Raw genomic sequence first — 17505 nt, forward strand, 5'->3', positions numbered from 1 at the left:
ATAGTTCCTCCTAGACGATTAAATGAATAAATAATCCTATTCCAAATATAATTACAATGATTTGATGCAATTTTCTATACATCATAAATTTTTCTTTCTTATTTATTTTCTGTAAATAAAACCCAACAACCCCTAGTGCGATTAAGGCTAATAGAGAAAATATACCACTGTATATGAGTAAAATATGAGGACTCCCTTTTATAAAAAAGTAAACACCATGAGTAATTGCAACAGCTATTATAGCGTATCCAATTAATACATGAAACTTTTTTGCAAATAGATACACTTCTTTAACTTTTTTAAATCCTTGTATATTTTTCTTCTTTAAAAACACCCATATATGGCGTAGAAACCATAGTGAAGCAGCGATAATAGCCCCATATTCACCAAAAGAGCCTAATTTTTTATTTAACCATTTTACATTCAGAACATTGCCGTATATAACATTAATAAATAGCATCACTACACTACAAATAATAATAGTAATGCCCATAATTTTAACACACACACGAAAATATTTATTTCTTAATATCTTCTCCATTTTATTTAATCTCCTTACTCACAAAAGCTTTGTAACAAGCAGTCTATCAAATAAAAAAGAAAAGAACATGAGAGAAAGATTAAAATAAAATGAGAATTTCAATATCACTGACAATTATTATTGATTTTTTTCAGCTAACTTTATTATGTTTTGAATAAACGGTGCTTTTGCCTTTGTATATGAAACACGATCAAAAGCATATGTAATAGCAAGCATCTCTTTTAATTCTCTATATTCTTTACGTGCCCATTCATGGCTTATTAGAAAGTCGCGAAATAAAATATTGTTTCTCCACTCGTCACTATTATAAATATAAACATGCAAATGATGAGTACCTGCCCTCCATTTTCCCTTTCTAAAAAAACGCCAATTCGTTGCTTCTTTTGGGACAAACTCATATCCAATTTCCGATAGAACTTCAATCCAGTTTTCAGTAATTTGTAAGTCTGTTACGCCAATCATCATATCAATAAGAGGTTTAGCTCCTAATCCTTCTACTGCTGTGCTCCCTATATGTTCAACAGCGATTATTTCTTGTCCTAACAAGGAACAGAATTTCTCTTCTTCTTTTATATACTCTTCAACCCAGTCTTTTTGATACGGTTTAATAACAATTTGTTGATCCATTATACTCACCCCTCTATAAGTGTTTATCATTATATTTATAAAATTTTATGTTGTTAGCATAGGATTTCCATAAAATATGTCGAATAGTGGAATGTACAACTTAATTATATTAAATGTGAGGTAATCTATGAAAGATAATTCCGTCGAAATTCAGTTAAATAACGTAACATTCCAATTAAAAGAATATCATAATTTTGATTGGCTTATTAAATTAGGGACCGTATTTGCAGTTTTTGACCAGCAAGATTCAGGGAATATAAGTTTTGGTGTAGAAAAAGATGGGCATAAGAAATTTATCAAATACGCAGGAGCACAAACAATTGCATATGAAGGAACAACGGGTGATGCTATTAAAAGGCTAAAAAATTCAGTTACTATCTATGAAGATTTAAAGCATGAATCGCTCATAAGACTAATTGATCATTTTCCAGTTCAATCTGGATATGTATTAATTTTCGATTGGTTTGATGGTGAATGTCTTCATTCGCATTGGAGTTTCCCCCCTACTGAGAAATATAAAAATCCAAACTCTCCATTTTATAAATTTAGACATTTATCTGCTATAGAACGAATTCATTCCTTACATTCCATTTTTTCTTTCCATACTTATGTAGAAAAGAAAAACTATGTAGCAATAGATTTTTATGACGGTAGTATTTTATATAATTTTAATACAAACGAGACAAAAATTTGTGATATAGATTTATACAGTAAGAAACCTTACATAAATAAAATGGGCCGGCTATGGGGTTCCTCCCGTTTTATGTCACCAGAGGAATTTGAACTAAACGCAACAATCGATGAAAGAACAAATGTATTTAATATGGGAGCAATGGCTTTCTCACTTTTAGGCGGTGAAAAAGATCGTTCTTTTATAAAATGGGAAGCAAGTAAGGAATTATATGAGGTAGCGTATCGCGCTGTAAATGCCAATCGAGCAGAACGGTATGCATCAGTTATAGAATTCTATGAAGCGTGGTTAAAAGCGTCTAATGCAGAAAAGATATAACCCTAAATTATTAAAAGAAATATAGAGTTTATACTATTATCATGTATATCAAGAATGATTGTATGGGCATTTCATATTAGTATGTTCTAATTGATTATGGCTATTATTAAGGAAGACATATCAGCGATAATTTATGTCTATTTTGTATGAGTGTTAGCAAGTTCGTTTGCAAACTTGTTAGCACTTTTTTGTTTAGATGATTCACACATTCCTTCTTAATATACTGTTTATAAATGAATTCAATGTTAAGGATATAAAGAGGTATTCAAAACAGCAGACGCTATGGATGAAGCTTTAGACCGTATGGAGAATATAAAAGTACCTGATAAGTACAAGGACATTAACAAACTTGTGTTAGAAGGCGTAACAGATGCAAGAAAAGGAACAAAGATAATACTAGACGCTAATAAAGAAGATGGAAAAGAGATTGAATTAGCTATACTTAAAAGCACTCCACATATGTCAGGTGTAGAAGGTGAACAGTGGGATAAGGCAATTTATGAATTAAATCAGGAAACTAAAGATGCTTATGCTAAAGCACTTGATAAGAAAATGGAAGAACATGCAAAGTGATAGAGTAACTTATAACGATACATACTTGATATATTATTTGATTTAGGGGGCATCTTCATGAAAGTTGTGCGCTCTATATTTAAAGCTTTTCGTTTAATAGGTTTATTTGTAAAACCCGTACTGCTGATAACGATCTTCCTATTCTTTAAGTTTATATCACATCACTTGCAACTCATTTTATATCGATATATTTTCATTTACTATATCACACCACTTACCCATATCTTATATTGTGTGTAACTGAGTCTATCACTGAATCCCTTGCTATCAGTAATTTCATTTAACTTTTTCCTTTGAGTTACACAGTACGAAATTTATGAGTAACTGTATAGGGATACCACCACATACCTATCAAGCTAAGATTTTGAGACATCTCCATTACGAGAAATTTACCTTTTTACAGTTATTTATGAGAATTCAACTCATTTTTTTCGTTTTGGAGGAAAATCAATTTTTTAAGTTGATGGCGATGGGGTAGCACCACATCGTTATCAACTAAAAAAAAGTAAATGCCCCCAAAACGAAAATTTTATTGTTTTACAGCTATATATGAGGAGTTAGATCGATTTTTTCGTTTTGAGGAACAACAAATTTCTTAACTTGATGGGCATACAGCGAACCCCATCAGATATATAAATCTAACTATAATAAGACCTCTGGAAAAAATCTGAAGATGACAGCTTTTTATTGCTTATATTGAGGCTCATCTTGTTGAACCTCCTGAACACGTGGTTCTAAAGAATCAATAATTGTCTGCGCTTGCTGAGCAGCATTTTGATACAGTTGTTTTGCTTGCTGATTGTCAGTATCAAGAGCAAATCCTTCTAAACATGCTTGAGCACTTTTTAATCCAGAAATAGTTTGCTTAAGCTTAGTAATTACTGTCATAATCAAATCCCTCCTTATAATTATGAATTTCCTACTTAGAATAGCTATTTTCTACTAGAAATATGATTTCTAAATTCTGGTTATCTTTATAGAAGGGGGATTGCCCCCATTAATTATTATGAACAGCTGGAATTTGTGTGATTTTTGATATTCTCAAGCAATGTAATGATGCTTACATATTTTAAGTGCTAATTAAGATAATATAATGTGTGTAATTTAGCATTAGAAGATTTAGGAATCATTCATTTATGAAAAGGAGGAGACAAAATGACTATTTTTACATTAGGTAAAAAGGTTCCAAACTTTACACTCCCTGAAATAACTGGACAGGAATTTTCTTTAGAAACCTATCTTAAAGAATCTAAGGGTTGGAAATTAATTATTTTTTTTAGAGGAGCTTGGTGCCCAGTTTGCGTCCATGATCTGAAGGATCTTGAAGAGAGTAAAGGTTTCTTTGAAGGGAAAAATGTACATCTTATTACTGTGTCTACTGACAAGTTAGAAAATTTAAAGAAGATGGCATTGGAGAACAACTTATCGTTCCCAATTTTATCAGATGAATCCCTGGTTGCTTTAAAAGCTTACGATGTTTTCTATCATGGTGATGATGCACCTTATGAAGACCACGGTACTCATGGAGAACCTGCGTACTTTCTTGTGGATGAAAATGGACAACTACTATATCAGCAGAGGCAAACCAGTCCATTTGGTCGTCCAACATCGACAGAGCTTAGAAAGATTGTTCAATATATAGGTAAAAATCTAAAGTCTAAATAAATCTATTTATAAGAAAAGAGCAAGCTGTATGCTTGCTCTTTTTAATGATTTTTTAATAACCAGTTAATTTTTAAGCTTAACTAACAACTAGTTTGAATTCAATAGAGGATAGGAAATTGCCTAATTCTGATTTTTGTAATTAGCATTACAGAATTGTTTTTTTCACTCTGTTACGATAACAATGCAAACAAAAAAGGAGTGATATACGTGCAAATTTCGGTTAATAAAACAATTAAAATTGGAATTATAGGTGGCATCATTGGTGGGATTATTTTTGGAATAATCATGCAAATGATGGGTAAGATAGCCATGATTGCAGGGATAATGGGAAGCAGCAGCTTACTTAGTGGCTGGATTATTCATATGATGATAAGTATTATTTTTGGCATTACATTCGGATTGTTAACATCCGTTATTAAAAATCGTCTTGTTCTCACAATTGTTTTTGGGGTTGGAATTTGGATAGTGGGTCCTCTTGTAATCATGCCTATAATGATGGGGATGGGAACAAACCTTTTAAATGCTTTTGCTCCTCAGCAATTAATGACCTTAGGAACTCATTTGTTTTTCTCTATAATAGTTGCAATTGCGTTTAAAATCTGTTCAAAAAACAAACATCTTAAAAGGTAACTATTTAATATTTTGCAACGAAAATACACATGCTAGTTCTTATTACTGTGCTAATTTAAAATATAAACCATGTACTATAAGTACATGGTTTATATTTTATTAGAGTTGATAAAAATTGAAGTATCTTATTAGATAGCTTGTTGTTGAACGTGAGATTAATTAACGGACGATTAGCGATTCTTTTCCCATTATGCCAAACCATATATAAACGAAAATTTCGCTATAACTCGATTTATTTTTTATAGTAATTAATTATCCCTCAAAAATATGTATGTTTTTCATTTATTTGGATTATCCCTATTTTTTTACCCTTAAAATTTCACGTCCCTTTAAAATGAAGGTTCCATCTACAAATACGTTGGCATTAACTTCTCCTAGTAAACCCCTTATTTCTAATGCAGCATTTAGATCATTAAATAGTTTTTTTCTATAAAATAAATATTACTTTGAATTAGATGTTGTTTTGCTTTAAAACAGCTTAAGCACCCATCCATTGTATATAAAACTGGCTCCACAAAACCACCCCTACCTGGTACTATACTAATTAATTACTTTTATGCAGTAATTTAGATTACAGTAAAAATTACAAAGAACGGTATAATGAAAATAAAAATAGTGAAAGGAATGATTTCAAGTGGATAACTTATTACTTCTTTCACAAATTAGTCTATTAGAAGAATTACCAATGGACGATCTTAAGACCGTTGAAGAATTAAGTGAGATGAAACCTGTTAAAAAAGGAACGATTATATTATCTCCAGATAAGCCAATTGAAGCATTATTTTTTTTAAAGAAAGGTCAAGTACGCTTATTTCGTATGAATCATCATGGAAAACAGTTTACTGTTGATATTTTAACAAGTGGTAATATTTTTGGAGAAACATCTACCTTATCTTTAACAAATGACCAGGTTTATGCTGAAGCAATGACAGATACTTATTTATGTATAATTGCAAGGAATGATTTTGAGGGATTTATTGAAAGGAACCCCAAAATTGCATTGAAATTTATAAATATACTTTCAAACCGTTTAAAAGAAGTTTATAGCTTAAGCGAGAAAATTGCTCTTAGTGATGTTAAATACCGTCTAATATACTTATTATTGAAGTTAAGTGAAAAAACTGGAAGAAGAATAAACGAATGGCAAACCATCAATATGAAATTGACACATGCTGACATTGCACACATGATTGGTTCTACACGAGAAACGACCAGTGCTATTCTGAGTCAGCTTAAAAAAGATGGTTTGATTAAAAAAGATTTAAACTGGTCTATTAATGCTGAAAAAATCGAGCAACTATTAGAAGAAATTTAAGCAACCTCATCAAAAATCCACTACAAGTGGGATTTTTAATTAGATAAACTTCCTAATATCATTTTGTTACAATATAGGGTAGAACCACTTGCCCATCAAGTTAAGGAGACAAATTTCCCCCAAAATGAAAAAATCGTTATTCTTTCAGTAAAATACTTGAAAGGATAACGATTTTTATGGTTCTCTCGCTTTCTGAATAAGCCCGTTGAATAACTGAGATATGTTTCATTCTTAAAATTACTGAATTACTTTTGAGCTAGCACTAGGTCTAGCCAGGATTTCGCCTCATTGTACAAAGTTGGATTGTTTTGCGGCGTGTAGTAGGCAAGGATTGCAACTGCCTGTGATACGACCCATCCGCGGGCCCTTGCCAATGTAGCATCGTCCGTACGAGTAGCATCAAGGAACACATCGCGCGCCTCTGGCGAGTGCAACTTCCACGCAACCATTACATCACACGCAGGGTCACCTATTCCCATTGTCCCCCAATCAATCACACCACTAATACGCTTATCACGTACGAGCCAGTTACGTACATCTAGATCGCCGTGATGCCAAACAGGAGGACCGTTCCATGGAGGGGCAGAAAGAGCCGACTCCCATACAGCAGACACCGCGGGATCGCCATTAAATCGTGCTAGCCAATATCGGAAGTCCTTGTCCCGTTGGGCCAAAGGAATGCCGCGTCCTAACGGCCCTCCCGTTGGATCGACTTGTTGCAACGCTAGGACAAACTCTGCGAGATCGCGTGCTGCCTGAATCTCTTCAAGCGCCTCTATCGGCACCGTTTCACCCTTCAGCCACGAATGTATCTCCCAAAACCATGGGTATTCGTTATTTGGGCGCCCCTGAGCGATAGGTACAGGGATTTCAAGCGGGACTAATGGCGCGATTTTGGGTAGCCATAAGAACTCGCGTCCTCCTGGTGTCGTCGGTCCTTTCCTTCTCGCTAGCCGAATGGAATATTCGTCGCCAAGTCGGAAAACGGCATTTACCGTTCCAACTGGCTCCACCTTACGAAGGGGCAACTCTGCCCAGCGGGGGAACTGATCGACAAGCAAACGACGCACAAGTCGCTCTTCAATTTTCAATTCGTCAGCATGCATCTTCTCGGACATCGTATGATCTCTCCTTGGTAGCTCTGACATAAACTTTTATCGACGGGAAATAATAACAATTCTCCGTGCACCAAAAGTCAAAAAGCCACACTTTTTCATTATACAATGCAGTCACAACTAAAAAAAACTTATCTGAACTTATTAAATTGCAACACACTATAGGGGTCAATTTACATTACTATAAACCTTTGATGAATTTATACCTATAACTTATAGAAAGCATTATTCTTTTGTAAAAAAATACAGAAAGTATGGCGTTTTGTATGAATCTATCGATTCAAGATAAGTTTCATTTGTTCGCTGAAGAACTACAGCAATATCTATCTCCACATATTCTTCAATAACTTGCACAAAATTCACCTTATAAAGGTTAATTTTGTATGCAGATTTTTAGATAACTGATATCAATCTTTTAGAAAACCGAAAAATCTAGTTGAACGGAATTTTACTTAATCTTAGCTTGATGGCGATGTGGTGGGACCCTACATCCATCAACTTAAGAATTTAGAATTACTCTAGAATAAAGTTTTGTTGCAAGTTAGCAAAAACTTCATTCTGGAAGTACTATAAAATTTTAAAATAACAATTTTATCCAATAAAAACAACAGCTTAAGCCCATTGTAATTATAGGTCAGAAAACAACTGGCAGATTAACAAGAGAACGAATTTTACTATGATTATAATTTAATTGATCCGGTTTGATTGCTAGGCGAAGGTTAGGAAGCCGCTGTAGCAAAGTACCTAATGCAATTTGTCCTTCTAAACGTGCTAATGGAGCCCCCAAACAGTGATGTATACCAGCCCCAAAGGCTAAATGATTATTCTCTTCTCGTGAAATATTCAATGTTTCCGGATAAGTAAATTTCTGTGGATCAATATTTGCAGCAGTTAGAGAGAGTAGAACTAAATCACCTTTGCGAATCCTTTTTCCATGTATTGTCATATCTTCACTAGCAAGACGGCTAATAAACATAACCGGGCCGGAATAGCGTAATAGTTCGTCAACAGTGGAAGAAATCAGGGAAGGATTTTCCCTTAGTAAATTCATTTGTTCGGGATGTTGAAGTAATGCCAGTACACCATTACTGATTAGATTAACTGTAGTTTCATGTCCAGCGATAATAAGCAGCCAAATTGTCGAGAGAAGCTCGTTATTACTCAACTTGTCTTCTTGCTCTTTTGTTTGAACGAGCTTGCTTATCAAATCAACATCAGGATTTAGACGCTTTTCGTTAAGCAATACCTCGATGTATTGAATAAACTTTTCAAGTGTTGTTGTAACTGCAGTTCCTTGACTAGGATTCACAGAGGCGTTCATGAGTATTTGTGTCCATTCACGGAACTGGTTTCGATCAGTGACGGGAATCCCGAGCATCTCTGAAATAATAATAATGGGTAGTGGGTAAGCAAAATCTGAAATAATTTCCATCTTTCCTTGTTCCTGTACAGCAACCAACAATTCGTCGGCAATTTGCTGAATACGGGGACGAAGATCCTCTATCATACGTGGTGTAAAGGCTTTAGAGACTAGACGACGTAGGCGAGTATGATCAGGTGGATCTACCGTAAGCATATTTGGCATATTCATCAACCAGTCAAACAGTTTACTCGCAGCTGTATTTTCCGAATTTGGGTGTTGCTTATCATGGGGTGATGTGAATTTCCGTAAATCTTTGATAAAACGAGCATCTTTCAGAATAGTAATCACATCATCATAGTGTAATGCGACCCATGTCCCTCCCATGCCATAAAAGTCATCAATTTGAAAAAAACGCTCTTGTTGCTTGATGAGATTCTTATAGAACATAATGGGATTACGCATGGTTTCCGGTGAATTCAAATCCTTAAAAGTAAGTTTTTTCACTAATATGCTCCTTATCATTATAATTATTGAATGATCTGAAATTACATGTCTCTTTACCATACTATTCTATAGTTATTCATAATACAAAATGACACATCCAATTCCTAAACTCGTTTGATTAGAAATATATCCCTGAATACAAAAACACTAATACGTTTTCCTTTATATTTCTTCCGGAATATACAAATATAGATTCTATAACAACATATATGGGTCCCCATACATGTTAAGAAAACAGATTTACCCAAAAAGAAAAATGAGCTTTTTTATTTCAAGTTAGCACAAAATTTCATTTTTAGGGTAGTTGTCTTCTCTTAGCTTGATAGCGATGTGGCTCTACCCCATCGCTATCAAGCTAACAAAATTGAGATACCCCCAAATCGAATAAATGAGAGTATCTCGGTTATATATGTTTGACCATAATTCCTTATTTATATACTGCTAGTTTTTGTAATAGTTGTTCTTTTATAACCGGCCATTCGCTTGCGATAATACTATATACAACGGCATCTCTTACATAACCGTTTGGCAATTGTCTTTCATTTCGCAATACGCCTTCTATTACATATTAATAATTTAGGAAATTATAAAATAAAGAGGTGACTTTTAATATATAATGATTCAATTTATTATCCTTATATAAATTATGATCAATACTTCGATCGTCAATTCCCTGGTCTTCAAATCCCTAGTTCTCCAGGTAGACCAGGTCAAAGTTCACAAGCCCCAACATCTCCTCCCCCATCATTTATTCTTCAACAATCAGTAGCTTCACCATTTGCTGTTGATCCAGGAGCAATTTCATTCTGTTTATTTCGAAACACCTATATATGGCTTAATAATGGTAAGCAGTTTTGGTATTATCCGATTTTTGTAGGACAAAGGTCTGTAACTGGTTTTAGATGGAACGGTAGGTTTTTGATGATTTTGGTAATTGATACAAGAAGGATTAGATCATTTACATGTTTTTAAAAATTGTAGAGTAACGTTAAAAGTTTAATTATATAAATAAAAGAGGTATTAGAATGAAAAATTCCCATTCGAAATTTAAAAATTGATAATTTTAAAGAATTGTTTTGTGTTAAAAATAATTATGATTTATAAGGTCTCTTGGTTTATTTGAGATGCAAATCTTTAAAGAACTTACACTGGATCTTTAGAAGAATGAAATAATTTCACTTGAAATTAAACCTATATAATCTTAGGTTGATGGGCATGGGATACCACCAACATTTTGTAAAATAACCTACGCTATGCGGAAAAATAAAATAAGCTGTCCATATGGACAGCTTACTTACATAATTATCAAGATAAGAAGTGGCTAAATATGATTTATTTAACATTAACTCTCATTATCAGTAATTGGATAACTACTTAAAAATGAAAAAGAATTTGCCAATTTTTTCGCAAAACTTAATGGTGGTTCAACAGATTGGATATGAATATACATAATCAATGGTTTCATATATAACCAATGATTATGTAAAGCACTAACAATAATCCCCTGTTGAACAATTGATTGCATAAATAAAGGAATTTCTTCTTGTAAAATAGCAATTTCTCCAAAGTTCAATGCGTTACCATTTTGATCTAACGATTCAAAAGATATCCCGACCGGTATCACTGAGGTGCTTGGTCGTCCTTGAACAAACACTTTGATATTACGGTGCAAGGAGACAGAACAAACACCTTGATTTATATTGCTTTTTCCATTAAGTATTTTAGCAAATTGTTCACAAAGAACGTTGAGGTTATTCATAAATCTGATGTTCCTTTCTCACTATAATAGAGTGCTGTACTACTTAAAGTATTGATCTATATATATCATACAGATTGGGTATATATGATTACTTGTATTAATATATGATATACACATACTTGGTATGCAAATATATAGAATAGAGCGAGAAACGAAGGAATAACGATGTATAACCAATTCATATGAAGTTAACATAACACATCATTATCGGTAGCAAGGAAAAGGGAGGAAACCGTACTCTCACCAATTGTGTTGCTGTTCTATCGATCTTTGTTAAAAAAGATAACTGTTTAGTCATGTAAGATCACTTTTTTTATTTTTAATTTATTTTTGTCTTATTGCTCCACGTCTTCTTTCATAACGTGGTCCATGAACTCCCATTAACTCTTCAATTTCACGAGCGCTAAATTTCTCTTTTCCCTTTTTCTTATTTTTCTTCTTTGCTTGTTTTGATTGCTTTTTCCACTCGTGTAATTAATCCTTTAGCACCTTTATTCCCCCCATCTCCCTTTTCAAAATAAAAAGGACACCTATTCCTAAAACAGCTTAAATGACTGCTTTAATGAACTGGTGTCCTCTAGTTTTCTAGCCGGACTATATTTATTTCATTATACTTGTCTGTATAAAAAGATTCCTCCGAGCTTTATCTATTCTGTCTTTCTCATATTTTTGTATAACCTTTGTCCGACGAGCAATTGCTTTTTTAGTTTCTTTTTCTATAAATTATCCAATCCTCTCACTCCTTCTTATGAAACAGTTTTTTCCATTTTTAGACATTCTCATTAATTTAATACCTTCTTACATTCAAAAAGCCGCTCAGATGTGAATTGTACCTATATAATTTCAAAAGGATTATTTTATTAGGTTTTCAATCAAACTTCATTTCAAAATTCTCAGTTTCAAATGAACTACTAGACGCATACACCATATACTAATTTAAATGCTTCCTAGGAAAGAAGGTGAAAGCTATGCCATCTATTGTCGGAAATATGGTTGTGCAAAATAGTAACGGTTCTTTCAACTTAGGTGATTTTTATAACGTTTCTCCAAAAGAAAATACAAAAGCTTATAATGGTTCAGGTTCATCTAACGTTGCTTTTGTTCTCAATACATTTAACGGTGTTAGTGCAACAAACACATTTGATTCTGATGTTGCAGACCAAAACCAAGTTGGAACAGTCTAAATTTATTCATTTTCCTCTAACTCCTGAATAAAACCCAATATTCCGTTAATAATGTATATACAGTTTCTGATTTCCCTTCATACCCGAAGGCTGAGTAGCTAGTTTTTACTAGCTGCTCTTTTTATGTTTCACACGAATAAAATTCTATATTTCACCGATACTATATAGGACTGTAAAAAGTCAGCTTTAAATTCTTCCCACTCTAGCTCTCTTGGTCGAGGGTTGAGCAGTTAGCTCTTGCTAGCTACTCTTTTATTTGGTTACTGCTTCTGTTTCTTAAAGAAATTCTTTAACTATATTTCCCTAATAAGGACAAATTCTTTAATCCGTCTCGAATAGAATAAATAATTTAGCATATAATATCTATGCATCTAGATTATTACCTCTGTATAGAGCAGTTAGGCTGGGCTAACTGCTCCTTTATTGAATAAATTTCTAAAAAGTGTTAACAATATAAGTACACCAAGGTTGAATACGAATAACCATTGTGTTCTTCTTATTCACCAGGGCAGTTAGCTTTTGCTAGCTGCTTTTTTTGAATTTGTTCGAATAAAATTCTAAATTAGATCCAATACTATAAATGGGTTGATACAGCTTGAATTCACAGTGACCTCTGTAATGTTCTTTTCCCCTTTCTCTGAGGGCCGAGCAGTTAACAATTGTTAACTGCTCTTTTGCATTCAGTTAACTATAAATTTTAGGTCTTATCTCACTTCTACACCATATACTTTTAACCTAAGTATCCAACTCAAAGTGTTACCTCCTATCTTAAAGAGCACTTATGCATAGTGCTCTTTTTTATTTTACTTATTTCTACAAAATGAAAATTCCATTAGATATTTGCACGTTAATAAATAATCCTCATATACTACCATGTGCTCTACACAAACCTAAGAAAAACCAACTTATTAAAGATACTACTCATTTTAATTTTTTGAATAAACTTTCAAACACTACACACACTATTTATAAGCCATATATACTAGTGGCTTCACTCTTTTTGTAAAGGAATGAGAAGTTAATTTATCTTAATTGGCTAACTCATTCACCCCACAAGCAGGCAAAGTTTCTTTGCCTGCCATTCTTGTATAACTTTCTTAATTTGAATCATACTATTCAGGAGCCTGTTTACCAATACGAGTCAGTTTGGTGCTTTGAGATTTCCTCCTTCTAGGACAAGCAATTTTGCTTGTCCTATTTTAATTAAAGTACTATTTATATGTCTCCCTTCCTCTGGCTCTAAATTTTATTTTTTAGTATTAATAATATAAATTTGTACATTATAAAAATGTTCCACACTATTATGTGGGTACAAAAGGAGGAATTAAACATGGATAAACGAACTGAGAAAAAAGTTGAAGCTGTAGCACGTAAAGCTGCTGATTTAGAAGTTTCACAAGAATTAACTAGCCTTAAAAATCAAATTCAACAATTACAACAATCTTTATCTCAAACAACTCAAAGCCAACAACAAGGTCAACAACAAGGTCAACAACAAGGTCAACAACAAGGTCAACAACAAGGTCAACAACAAGGATTACAACAAGCTAATCAACTAATGCAACAACTTCAACAATTTAGTCATCAATCTCAACAACAAATGCAACAAGCGGATCAACAATTACAACAAACTATCCAACAAGCTATTCAAACATTAAACCAGGGATTACAGTACCTACAATCTAATCAAACATTAAGTCAAATTAATCAAGCAATTGCACAGGCTCAAACACAAGTTGATCAAGTGAGCCAGCAAATGGGTGGTCAACAAATGGGTAACCAACAAGGTCAGCAAATGGGTGGCCAACAAATGGGTAACCAACAAGGTCAGCAAATGGATAGCCAACAAGGTCAACAACAATTTCACTAAGAGTATTTACAATAGTCCCAGCCGTAATAAATTTTCTGCAACTTATATAACAGTAAGCAAACTCCAATTTCTTTTTGTTAGTTATTACTAAGGTTAATTTAATAACAGCATTTTTTTGAAAGAGCACTTCTGTAAGTGCTCTTTTTATTTATTACAAAATGAAATTTTTATTAGATTATTTTCGCATAACATTTACAACTCTGTTCATACTATAGTTGTAATTCGCAATTACAACTGCACATTTGATAAGCACCGTTTTCTTTTCTTAACAGGACAGCTAGCTAATCATGCTAGCTGTTTTATTGTATAAAATGAAGTTTTTATTTATTTTTTCACAATTACATAACATGAACATATAATGTAAAAAACTCATAGGCATTTTTACCTTTCTAAAGAGCACTTATATGGTGCTCTTTTTATTTTCTACTCAAATAGCGTTTTTATTGAAAACTCACTTTGATTCTCTTTGCTTATGGTATAATCTGTATAATTCATTTTTTCAAGAAAGGATAAAGCAATGAGAGAATACTTTGGTTTCATTTCAATGTTTTTAACTTCAATCGTGTTTTTTGCTTCATTATCTGGGCATACAAACAATTACTTAATTTATTTAATACCTATCTCAATTGTTTTAGCTATTCTTGCTTCGAAAGGAGATACAGCGAAAAAAATTACTTTTGCTATGTTAATTATTTTAGGTATTTTAATTGCTTGCGCATTAATTATTGGTGCTATTATTGGCGCTGGAATGGCTGAAACACATTTGAATAATCACAATTCTCCCAAATAACGATTTTGTTAAATTTTGCCCCATCCATTTCTTATACGTCTTTCCAATAAACATATTTTTCTAGAAAATCCTATATTATCGAACAGGGTTATCGACTCTCAACTTGGAATTTTTTACTTTTTATGATGTAACCACCTATAATGGAAATATACTTTTTTCAAAGGAGGCATCTAATGTATATATCAAATAGGATTGACTTATTTAGCTGGATTGCAACTTGCTTATACTTTTTAATTGAACCATTCTTTATTTTCACTTCTACAGCACCTTATAACTATTTTCATCATGCAATGAGTGATCTAGGTGTAACAGCCTGTGGAGAATTCACCTACGAAATAGCCCCTTATGAAATATGCTCCCCTAATCATTTTTGGATGAATTTACTCTTTATTATTAATGGAATAACATTTTGTATTGGAGTACTATATATTTCACAACACCTAGAAAAAACTAGAATTAATAAAATAGCAACATTTTTTATACTTATAATAGGAGTCTCCACTATAGTTTCTGGATTAATTCCTGCAGATGTAAACCTAATTGGACATTCTATTCTAGTTTGGATAGATATGCTTACTGTATTTCCAGGACTATTTATTTTTGCAAAGAATCTTAAAAAAACTAGAAAATGGACATATTTCTGCTTACTAAACTTAATAGTAATAACAATCATTATCTCACTTGTTTTTCTTTTCCCCTTACCTGCAGGTCTACTACAAAGACTTTTTTACTTGGTTCTTTTCGTTTGGGGAACTGTATCAACCTACAAATTAATAAAATAAAGATTTCATTAAAACTTTTCACCTTTTAACTGGACAAGCATATAGTATTGTATGGAGATATCCACTCATAGAAATCTACCTTTCTTGTCCAAGAGCATGCTTATATGCGTGCTCTTTTTGATTGCATTTAAAGATTTCACATTCATTAGAAATGTACATACAATAATCATGATCATCTCATTATTAATCTTTTGGTATCCTTATCGATACACATCTTGGTCATGGAGCATCTTAAAAAGCGCTCTTTATATTTGTTAATAAATAACCATTTTGTTCAAACATACACACGGTATATATTAGTTAAGCATATATTTACATAGACAAGACATAACTTTTTTAAACATGCACAATTTTTGTGCATGTTTTTTTATTTAACAAAATAACGATTTTATTATGTTTCCAAACTTACAGTAATGTCCTTAAAAAACATTCATATATATTTATCAGATGCACTTTTAAATCCCAGAGTATCAAATGCTTTTAAAAGTTAACTGACCAACAATATTCAACTTCTCTTTAAAAATAACTTAGATACAAAAAAGCTACGTTTTATATAGGATAAAAAATTATCTTACGCAAAGGAGCTTGATTATTTGTGAATTACCAAAATGATAATAACTCTAACATTCACAAACCTTGCACTTGTCCATCCCCCACGGCTAACAGTTTAAATGTTGTTCAAACTACCCCATCAATAGTCTCTGTAAATTCTGCGATTCCACTAGATACCGTGGTAAATTCTAATGGTACGGCAATCTCATTCACACCACCAACAACTGTTTTACTTGAAGGTGGAAGAACCTATTTGGCAATCTATGAAGTGCAAGTTATCATTCAACCAGGAGGTAATTCGGCAGGTATCACTATGTATTTGAATAATAATCCAATCATTGGCTCTGGTACTTCTCTGGGATATACTGCAGGATTCACTTCTGTATCAGCACCCGCTATTTTCACTACACCTTTAGGTATAACAAGTACTCTTACTGTTAATGTAGGACCATATTCTAATACATTAAATACATTGGGCTTAACTCTTGCTGTTGTAGCATTAACATAATAAAATGTAAAACTCTCTAAAATGATTTTATTTATCCCTTAACTGTCTATTGGGCTAGCCTCTAAGAACTCCACATAACTACATATAGAAAAAGAACATTATTTGGTTCCATAGTACTAGGTGACTCGGCTAGCACAATTGCTGAGTCACCTATTTATCTATAATAAAATAAAGCTTTTGTTTAATTTATTACTTGTTCTTTTTAATGCATTATTCTATTACAATCCATTTTCATGTTATAATTACCAACAGTACATATTTTAATAGGCACAACAAATCTCATAAATATAGGAGGACCTTAATAATCCTAACTCAAGAAAAGAACATAAAATTAATTATGCATTTTCTTACATTATTATCTTTTTTTATTCTTATTTTCTTTAGTGTCACAATTTTTTATATACCTTTGGTTTTCTATTTTGTATGCAAATCACAAAACATTCGAAAAAATATCCTTGAAGCTGTTTTTTACCAACTATTCATTTGGATAATCACAGTAATTTGGAATCTTTTCATAATAAGAATCTTAATGCTATTTTGGTCTAATTTAGACTTGGCTTCAAATAACGCTTTGTTTATTTTCGGGGTAGCTCCTTTATATCTAATACTGTTTCTCTTGTTAATTTTTGGACCTATAAAAGGAATTTTATATGTGCTACAAGAAAAAGACTTTCATTATCCTATTATTTCTAAATGGATTAACAAATAAAAATACGTG

Annotated in this window: 16 protein-coding genes and 4 pseudogenes; 11 read left to right on the forward strand and 9 right to left on the reverse strand. The window is 32.6% G+C overall.

What is annotated here, in order from left to right; all coding sequences use genetic code 11:
* Window positions 1-10 precede the first annotated feature (10 nt).
* Complete coding sequence (locus GBN91_RS22950; RefSeq protein WP_152122426.1) at window positions 11-541, reverse strand: hypothetical protein; 531 nt, start codon at window positions 539-541, stop codon at window positions 11-13.
* Window positions 542-658: 117 nt separating this feature from the next.
* Window positions 659-1168, reverse strand: a complete 510-nt coding sequence (locus tag GBN91_RS22955) for a GrpB family protein (RefSeq protein ID WP_152122427.1) — start codon at window positions 1166-1168, stop codon at window positions 659-661.
* A gap of 127 nt (window positions 1169-1295) precedes the next feature.
* On the opposite strand from GBN91_RS22955, the gene GBN91_RS22960 reads away from it, so the two are divergent.
* Window positions 1296-2177, forward strand: a complete 882-nt coding sequence (locus GBN91_RS22960) for a protein kinase domain-containing protein (RefSeq protein WP_152122429.1) — start codon at window positions 1296-1298, stop codon at window positions 2175-2177.
* A gap of 252 nt (window positions 2178-2429) precedes the next feature.
* Window positions 2430-2750 (forward strand): annotated as a pseudogene (locus tag GBN91_RS22965) (hypothetical protein); the annotation flags it as partial.
* Between the two features lie 684 nt (window positions 2751-3434).
* On the opposite strand, the gene GBN91_RS22975 reads toward GBN91_RS22965, so the two are convergent.
* Window positions 3435-3638 (reverse strand): DUF1657 domain-containing protein, encoded by a 204-nt coding sequence (locus GBN91_RS22975; RefSeq protein WP_006919911.1) that lies wholly within the window; start codon window positions 3636-3638, stop codon window positions 3435-3437.
* A gap of 267 nt (window positions 3639-3905) precedes the next feature.
* Between GBN91_RS22975 and GBN91_RS22980 the strand changes: the two genes are divergently transcribed.
* From GBN91_RS22980 to GBN91_RS22990, 3 genes are all read left to right on the forward strand, one after another.
* Entirely contained in the window at window positions 3906-4415 is a 510-nt protein-coding gene (locus GBN91_RS22980; RefSeq protein ID WP_006919912.1) for a peroxiredoxin family protein, read from the forward strand.
* A 207-nt stretch (window positions 4416-4622) separates the two neighbouring features.
* On the forward strand, window positions 4623-5045 hold the full coding sequence (locus GBN91_RS22985; RefSeq protein WP_152122433.1) for a hypothetical protein: 423 nt from the start codon (window positions 4623-4625) through the stop codon (window positions 5043-5045).
* Between the two features lie 634 nt (window positions 5046-5679).
* On the forward strand, window positions 5680-6360 hold the full coding sequence (locus tag GBN91_RS22990) for a Crp/Fnr family transcriptional regulator (protein WP_152122435.1): 681 nt from the start codon (window positions 5680-5682) through the stop codon (window positions 6358-6360).
* Between the two features lie 245 nt (window positions 6361-6605).
* Here the strand turns inward: GBN91_RS22990 and GBN91_RS22995 are convergent, their stop codons facing one another.
* The 3 genes and pseudogenes from GBN91_RS22995 to GBN91_RS23005 all read right to left on the reverse strand — a co-directional run.
* Window positions 6606-7508 carry an aminoglycoside phosphotransferase family protein gene (locus GBN91_RS22995; RefSeq protein WP_347400311.1) on the reverse strand — a complete coding sequence of 301 codons (903 nt, stop codon included), beginning with the start codon at window positions 7506-7508 and terminating at the stop codon, window positions 6606-6608.
* Between the two features lie 601 nt (window positions 7509-8109).
* Complete coding sequence (locus GBN91_RS23000) at window positions 8110-9342, reverse strand: cytochrome P450 family protein (RefSeq protein ID WP_152122440.1); 1233 nt, start codon at window positions 9340-9342, stop codon at window positions 8110-8112.
* A 427-nt stretch (window positions 9343-9769) separates the two neighbouring features.
* Window positions 9770-9907: pseudogene (locus GBN91_RS23005) on the reverse strand (GNAT family N-acetyltransferase); the annotation flags it as partial.
* Window positions 9908-9951: 44 nt separating this feature from the next.
* Here GBN91_RS23005 and GBN91_RS23010 point away from each other — a divergent pair.
* Window positions 9952-10314 (forward strand): transporter, encoded by a 363-nt coding sequence (locus tag GBN91_RS23010; protein WP_080353323.1) that lies wholly within the window; start codon window positions 9952-9954, stop codon window positions 10312-10314.
* 370 nt (window positions 10315-10684) lie between these two features.
* On the opposite strand, the gene GBN91_RS23015 is transcribed toward GBN91_RS23010, so the two are convergent.
* Together GBN91_RS23015 and GBN91_RS29625 are read right to left on the reverse strand one after the other, a co-directional pair.
* Window positions 10685-11101: a DUF1259 domain-containing protein gene (locus tag GBN91_RS23015; protein ID WP_033692076.1), complete on the reverse strand. Its 417-nt coding sequence runs from the start codon at window positions 11099-11101 to the stop codon at window positions 10685-10687.
* Window positions 11102-11701: 600 nt separating this feature from the next.
* Window positions 11702-11841: pseudogene (locus tag GBN91_RS29625) on the reverse strand (DUF3983 domain-containing protein).
* Between the two features lie 228 nt (window positions 11842-12069).
* Between GBN91_RS29625 and GBN91_RS23025 the strand changes: the two are divergent.
* Window positions 12070-12285, forward strand: a complete 216-nt coding sequence (locus GBN91_RS23025; protein WP_001139345.1) for a spore germination protein — start codon at window positions 12070-12072, stop codon at window positions 12283-12285.
* A 1330-nt stretch (window positions 12286-13615) separates the two neighbouring features.
* Window positions 13616-14155, forward strand: coding sequence for a hypothetical protein (locus GBN91_RS23030; protein ID WP_152122487.1), 540 nt, complete (start codon window positions 13616-13618; stop codon window positions 14153-14155).
* Window positions 14156-14650: 495 nt separating this feature from the next.
* Here GBN91_RS23030 and GBN91_RS29745 read toward each other — a convergent pair.
* Window positions 14651-14878 (reverse strand): annotated as a pseudogene (locus GBN91_RS29745) (hypothetical protein); the annotation flags it as partial.
* Window positions 14879-15118: 240 nt separating this feature from the next.
* Between GBN91_RS29745 and GBN91_RS23040 the strand changes: the two are divergent.
* The 3 genes from GBN91_RS23040 to GBN91_RS23050 all read left to right on the forward strand — a co-directional run bounded on the left by GBN91_RS23040 (window position 15119) and on the right by GBN91_RS23050 (window position 17496).
* A complete protein-coding gene (locus tag GBN91_RS23040) occupies window positions 15119-15727 on the forward strand; it encodes a DUF998 domain-containing protein (protein ID WP_152122442.1) in 609 nt (202 codons plus the stop codon).
* Window positions 15728-16322: 595 nt separating this feature from the next.
* The gene (locus tag GBN91_RS23045) at window positions 16323-16787 is read left to right on the forward strand and encodes a hypothetical protein (RefSeq protein WP_001109248.1); all 465 of its coding nucleotides are present in this window, start codon (window positions 16323-16325) and stop codon (window positions 16785-16787) included.
* A 301-nt stretch (window positions 16788-17088) separates the two neighbouring features.
* Entirely contained in the window at window positions 17089-17496 is a 408-nt protein-coding gene (locus GBN91_RS23050) for a magnetosome magnetite crystal formation protein family (protein ID WP_097966432.1), read from the forward strand.
* The last annotated feature ends 9 nt before the right edge of the window (window positions 17497-17505 follow it).

The organism is Bacillus sp. B1-WWTP-T-0.5-Post-4, assembly GCF_009183795.1.
In the GTDB taxonomy this organism is placed as follows: Bacteria; Bacillota; Bacilli; order Bacillales; family Bacillaceae_G; genus Bacillus_A; species Bacillus_A cereus.

Bases quoted from the DNA above. Each gene is read 5' to 3' on its own strand.
- GBN91_RS22950 (WP_152122426.1), bottom strand. From the start codon at position 541: ATGGAGAAGATATTAAGAAATAAATATTTTCGTGTGTGTGTTAAAATT.
- GBN91_RS22955 (WP_152122427.1), bottom strand. From the start codon at position 1,168: ATGGATCAACAAATTGTTATTAAACCGTATCAAAAAGACTGGGTTGAA.
- GBN91_RS22960 (WP_152122429.1), top strand. From the start codon at position 1,296: ATGAAAGATAATTCCGTCGAAATTCAGTTAAATAACGTAACATTCCAA.
- GBN91_RS22975 (WP_006919911.1), bottom strand. From the start codon at position 3,638: ATGACAGTAATTACTAAGCTTAAGCAAACTATTTCTGGATTAAAAAGT.
- GBN91_RS22980 (WP_006919912.1), top strand. From the start codon at position 3,906: ATGACTATTTTTACATTAGGTAAAAAGGTTCCAAACTTTACACTCCCT.
- GBN91_RS22995 (WP_347400311.1), bottom strand. From the start codon at position 7,508: ATGTCAGAGCTACCAAGGAGAGATCATACGATGTCCGAGAAGATGCAT.
- GBN91_RS23015 (WP_033692076.1), bottom strand. From the start codon at position 11,101: ATGAATAACCTCAACGTTCTTTGTGAACAATTTGCTAAAATACTTAAT.
- GBN91_RS23025 (WP_001139345.1), top strand. From the start codon at position 12,070: ATGCCATCTATTGTCGGAAATATGGTTGTGCAAAATAGTAACGGTTCT.
- GBN91_RS23030 (WP_152122487.1), top strand. From the start codon at position 13,616: ATGGATAAACGAACTGAGAAAAAAGTTGAAGCTGTAGCACGTAAAGCT.
- GBN91_RS23040 (WP_152122442.1), top strand. From the start codon at position 15,119: ATGTATATATCAAATAGGATTGACTTATTTAGCTGGATTGCAACTTGC.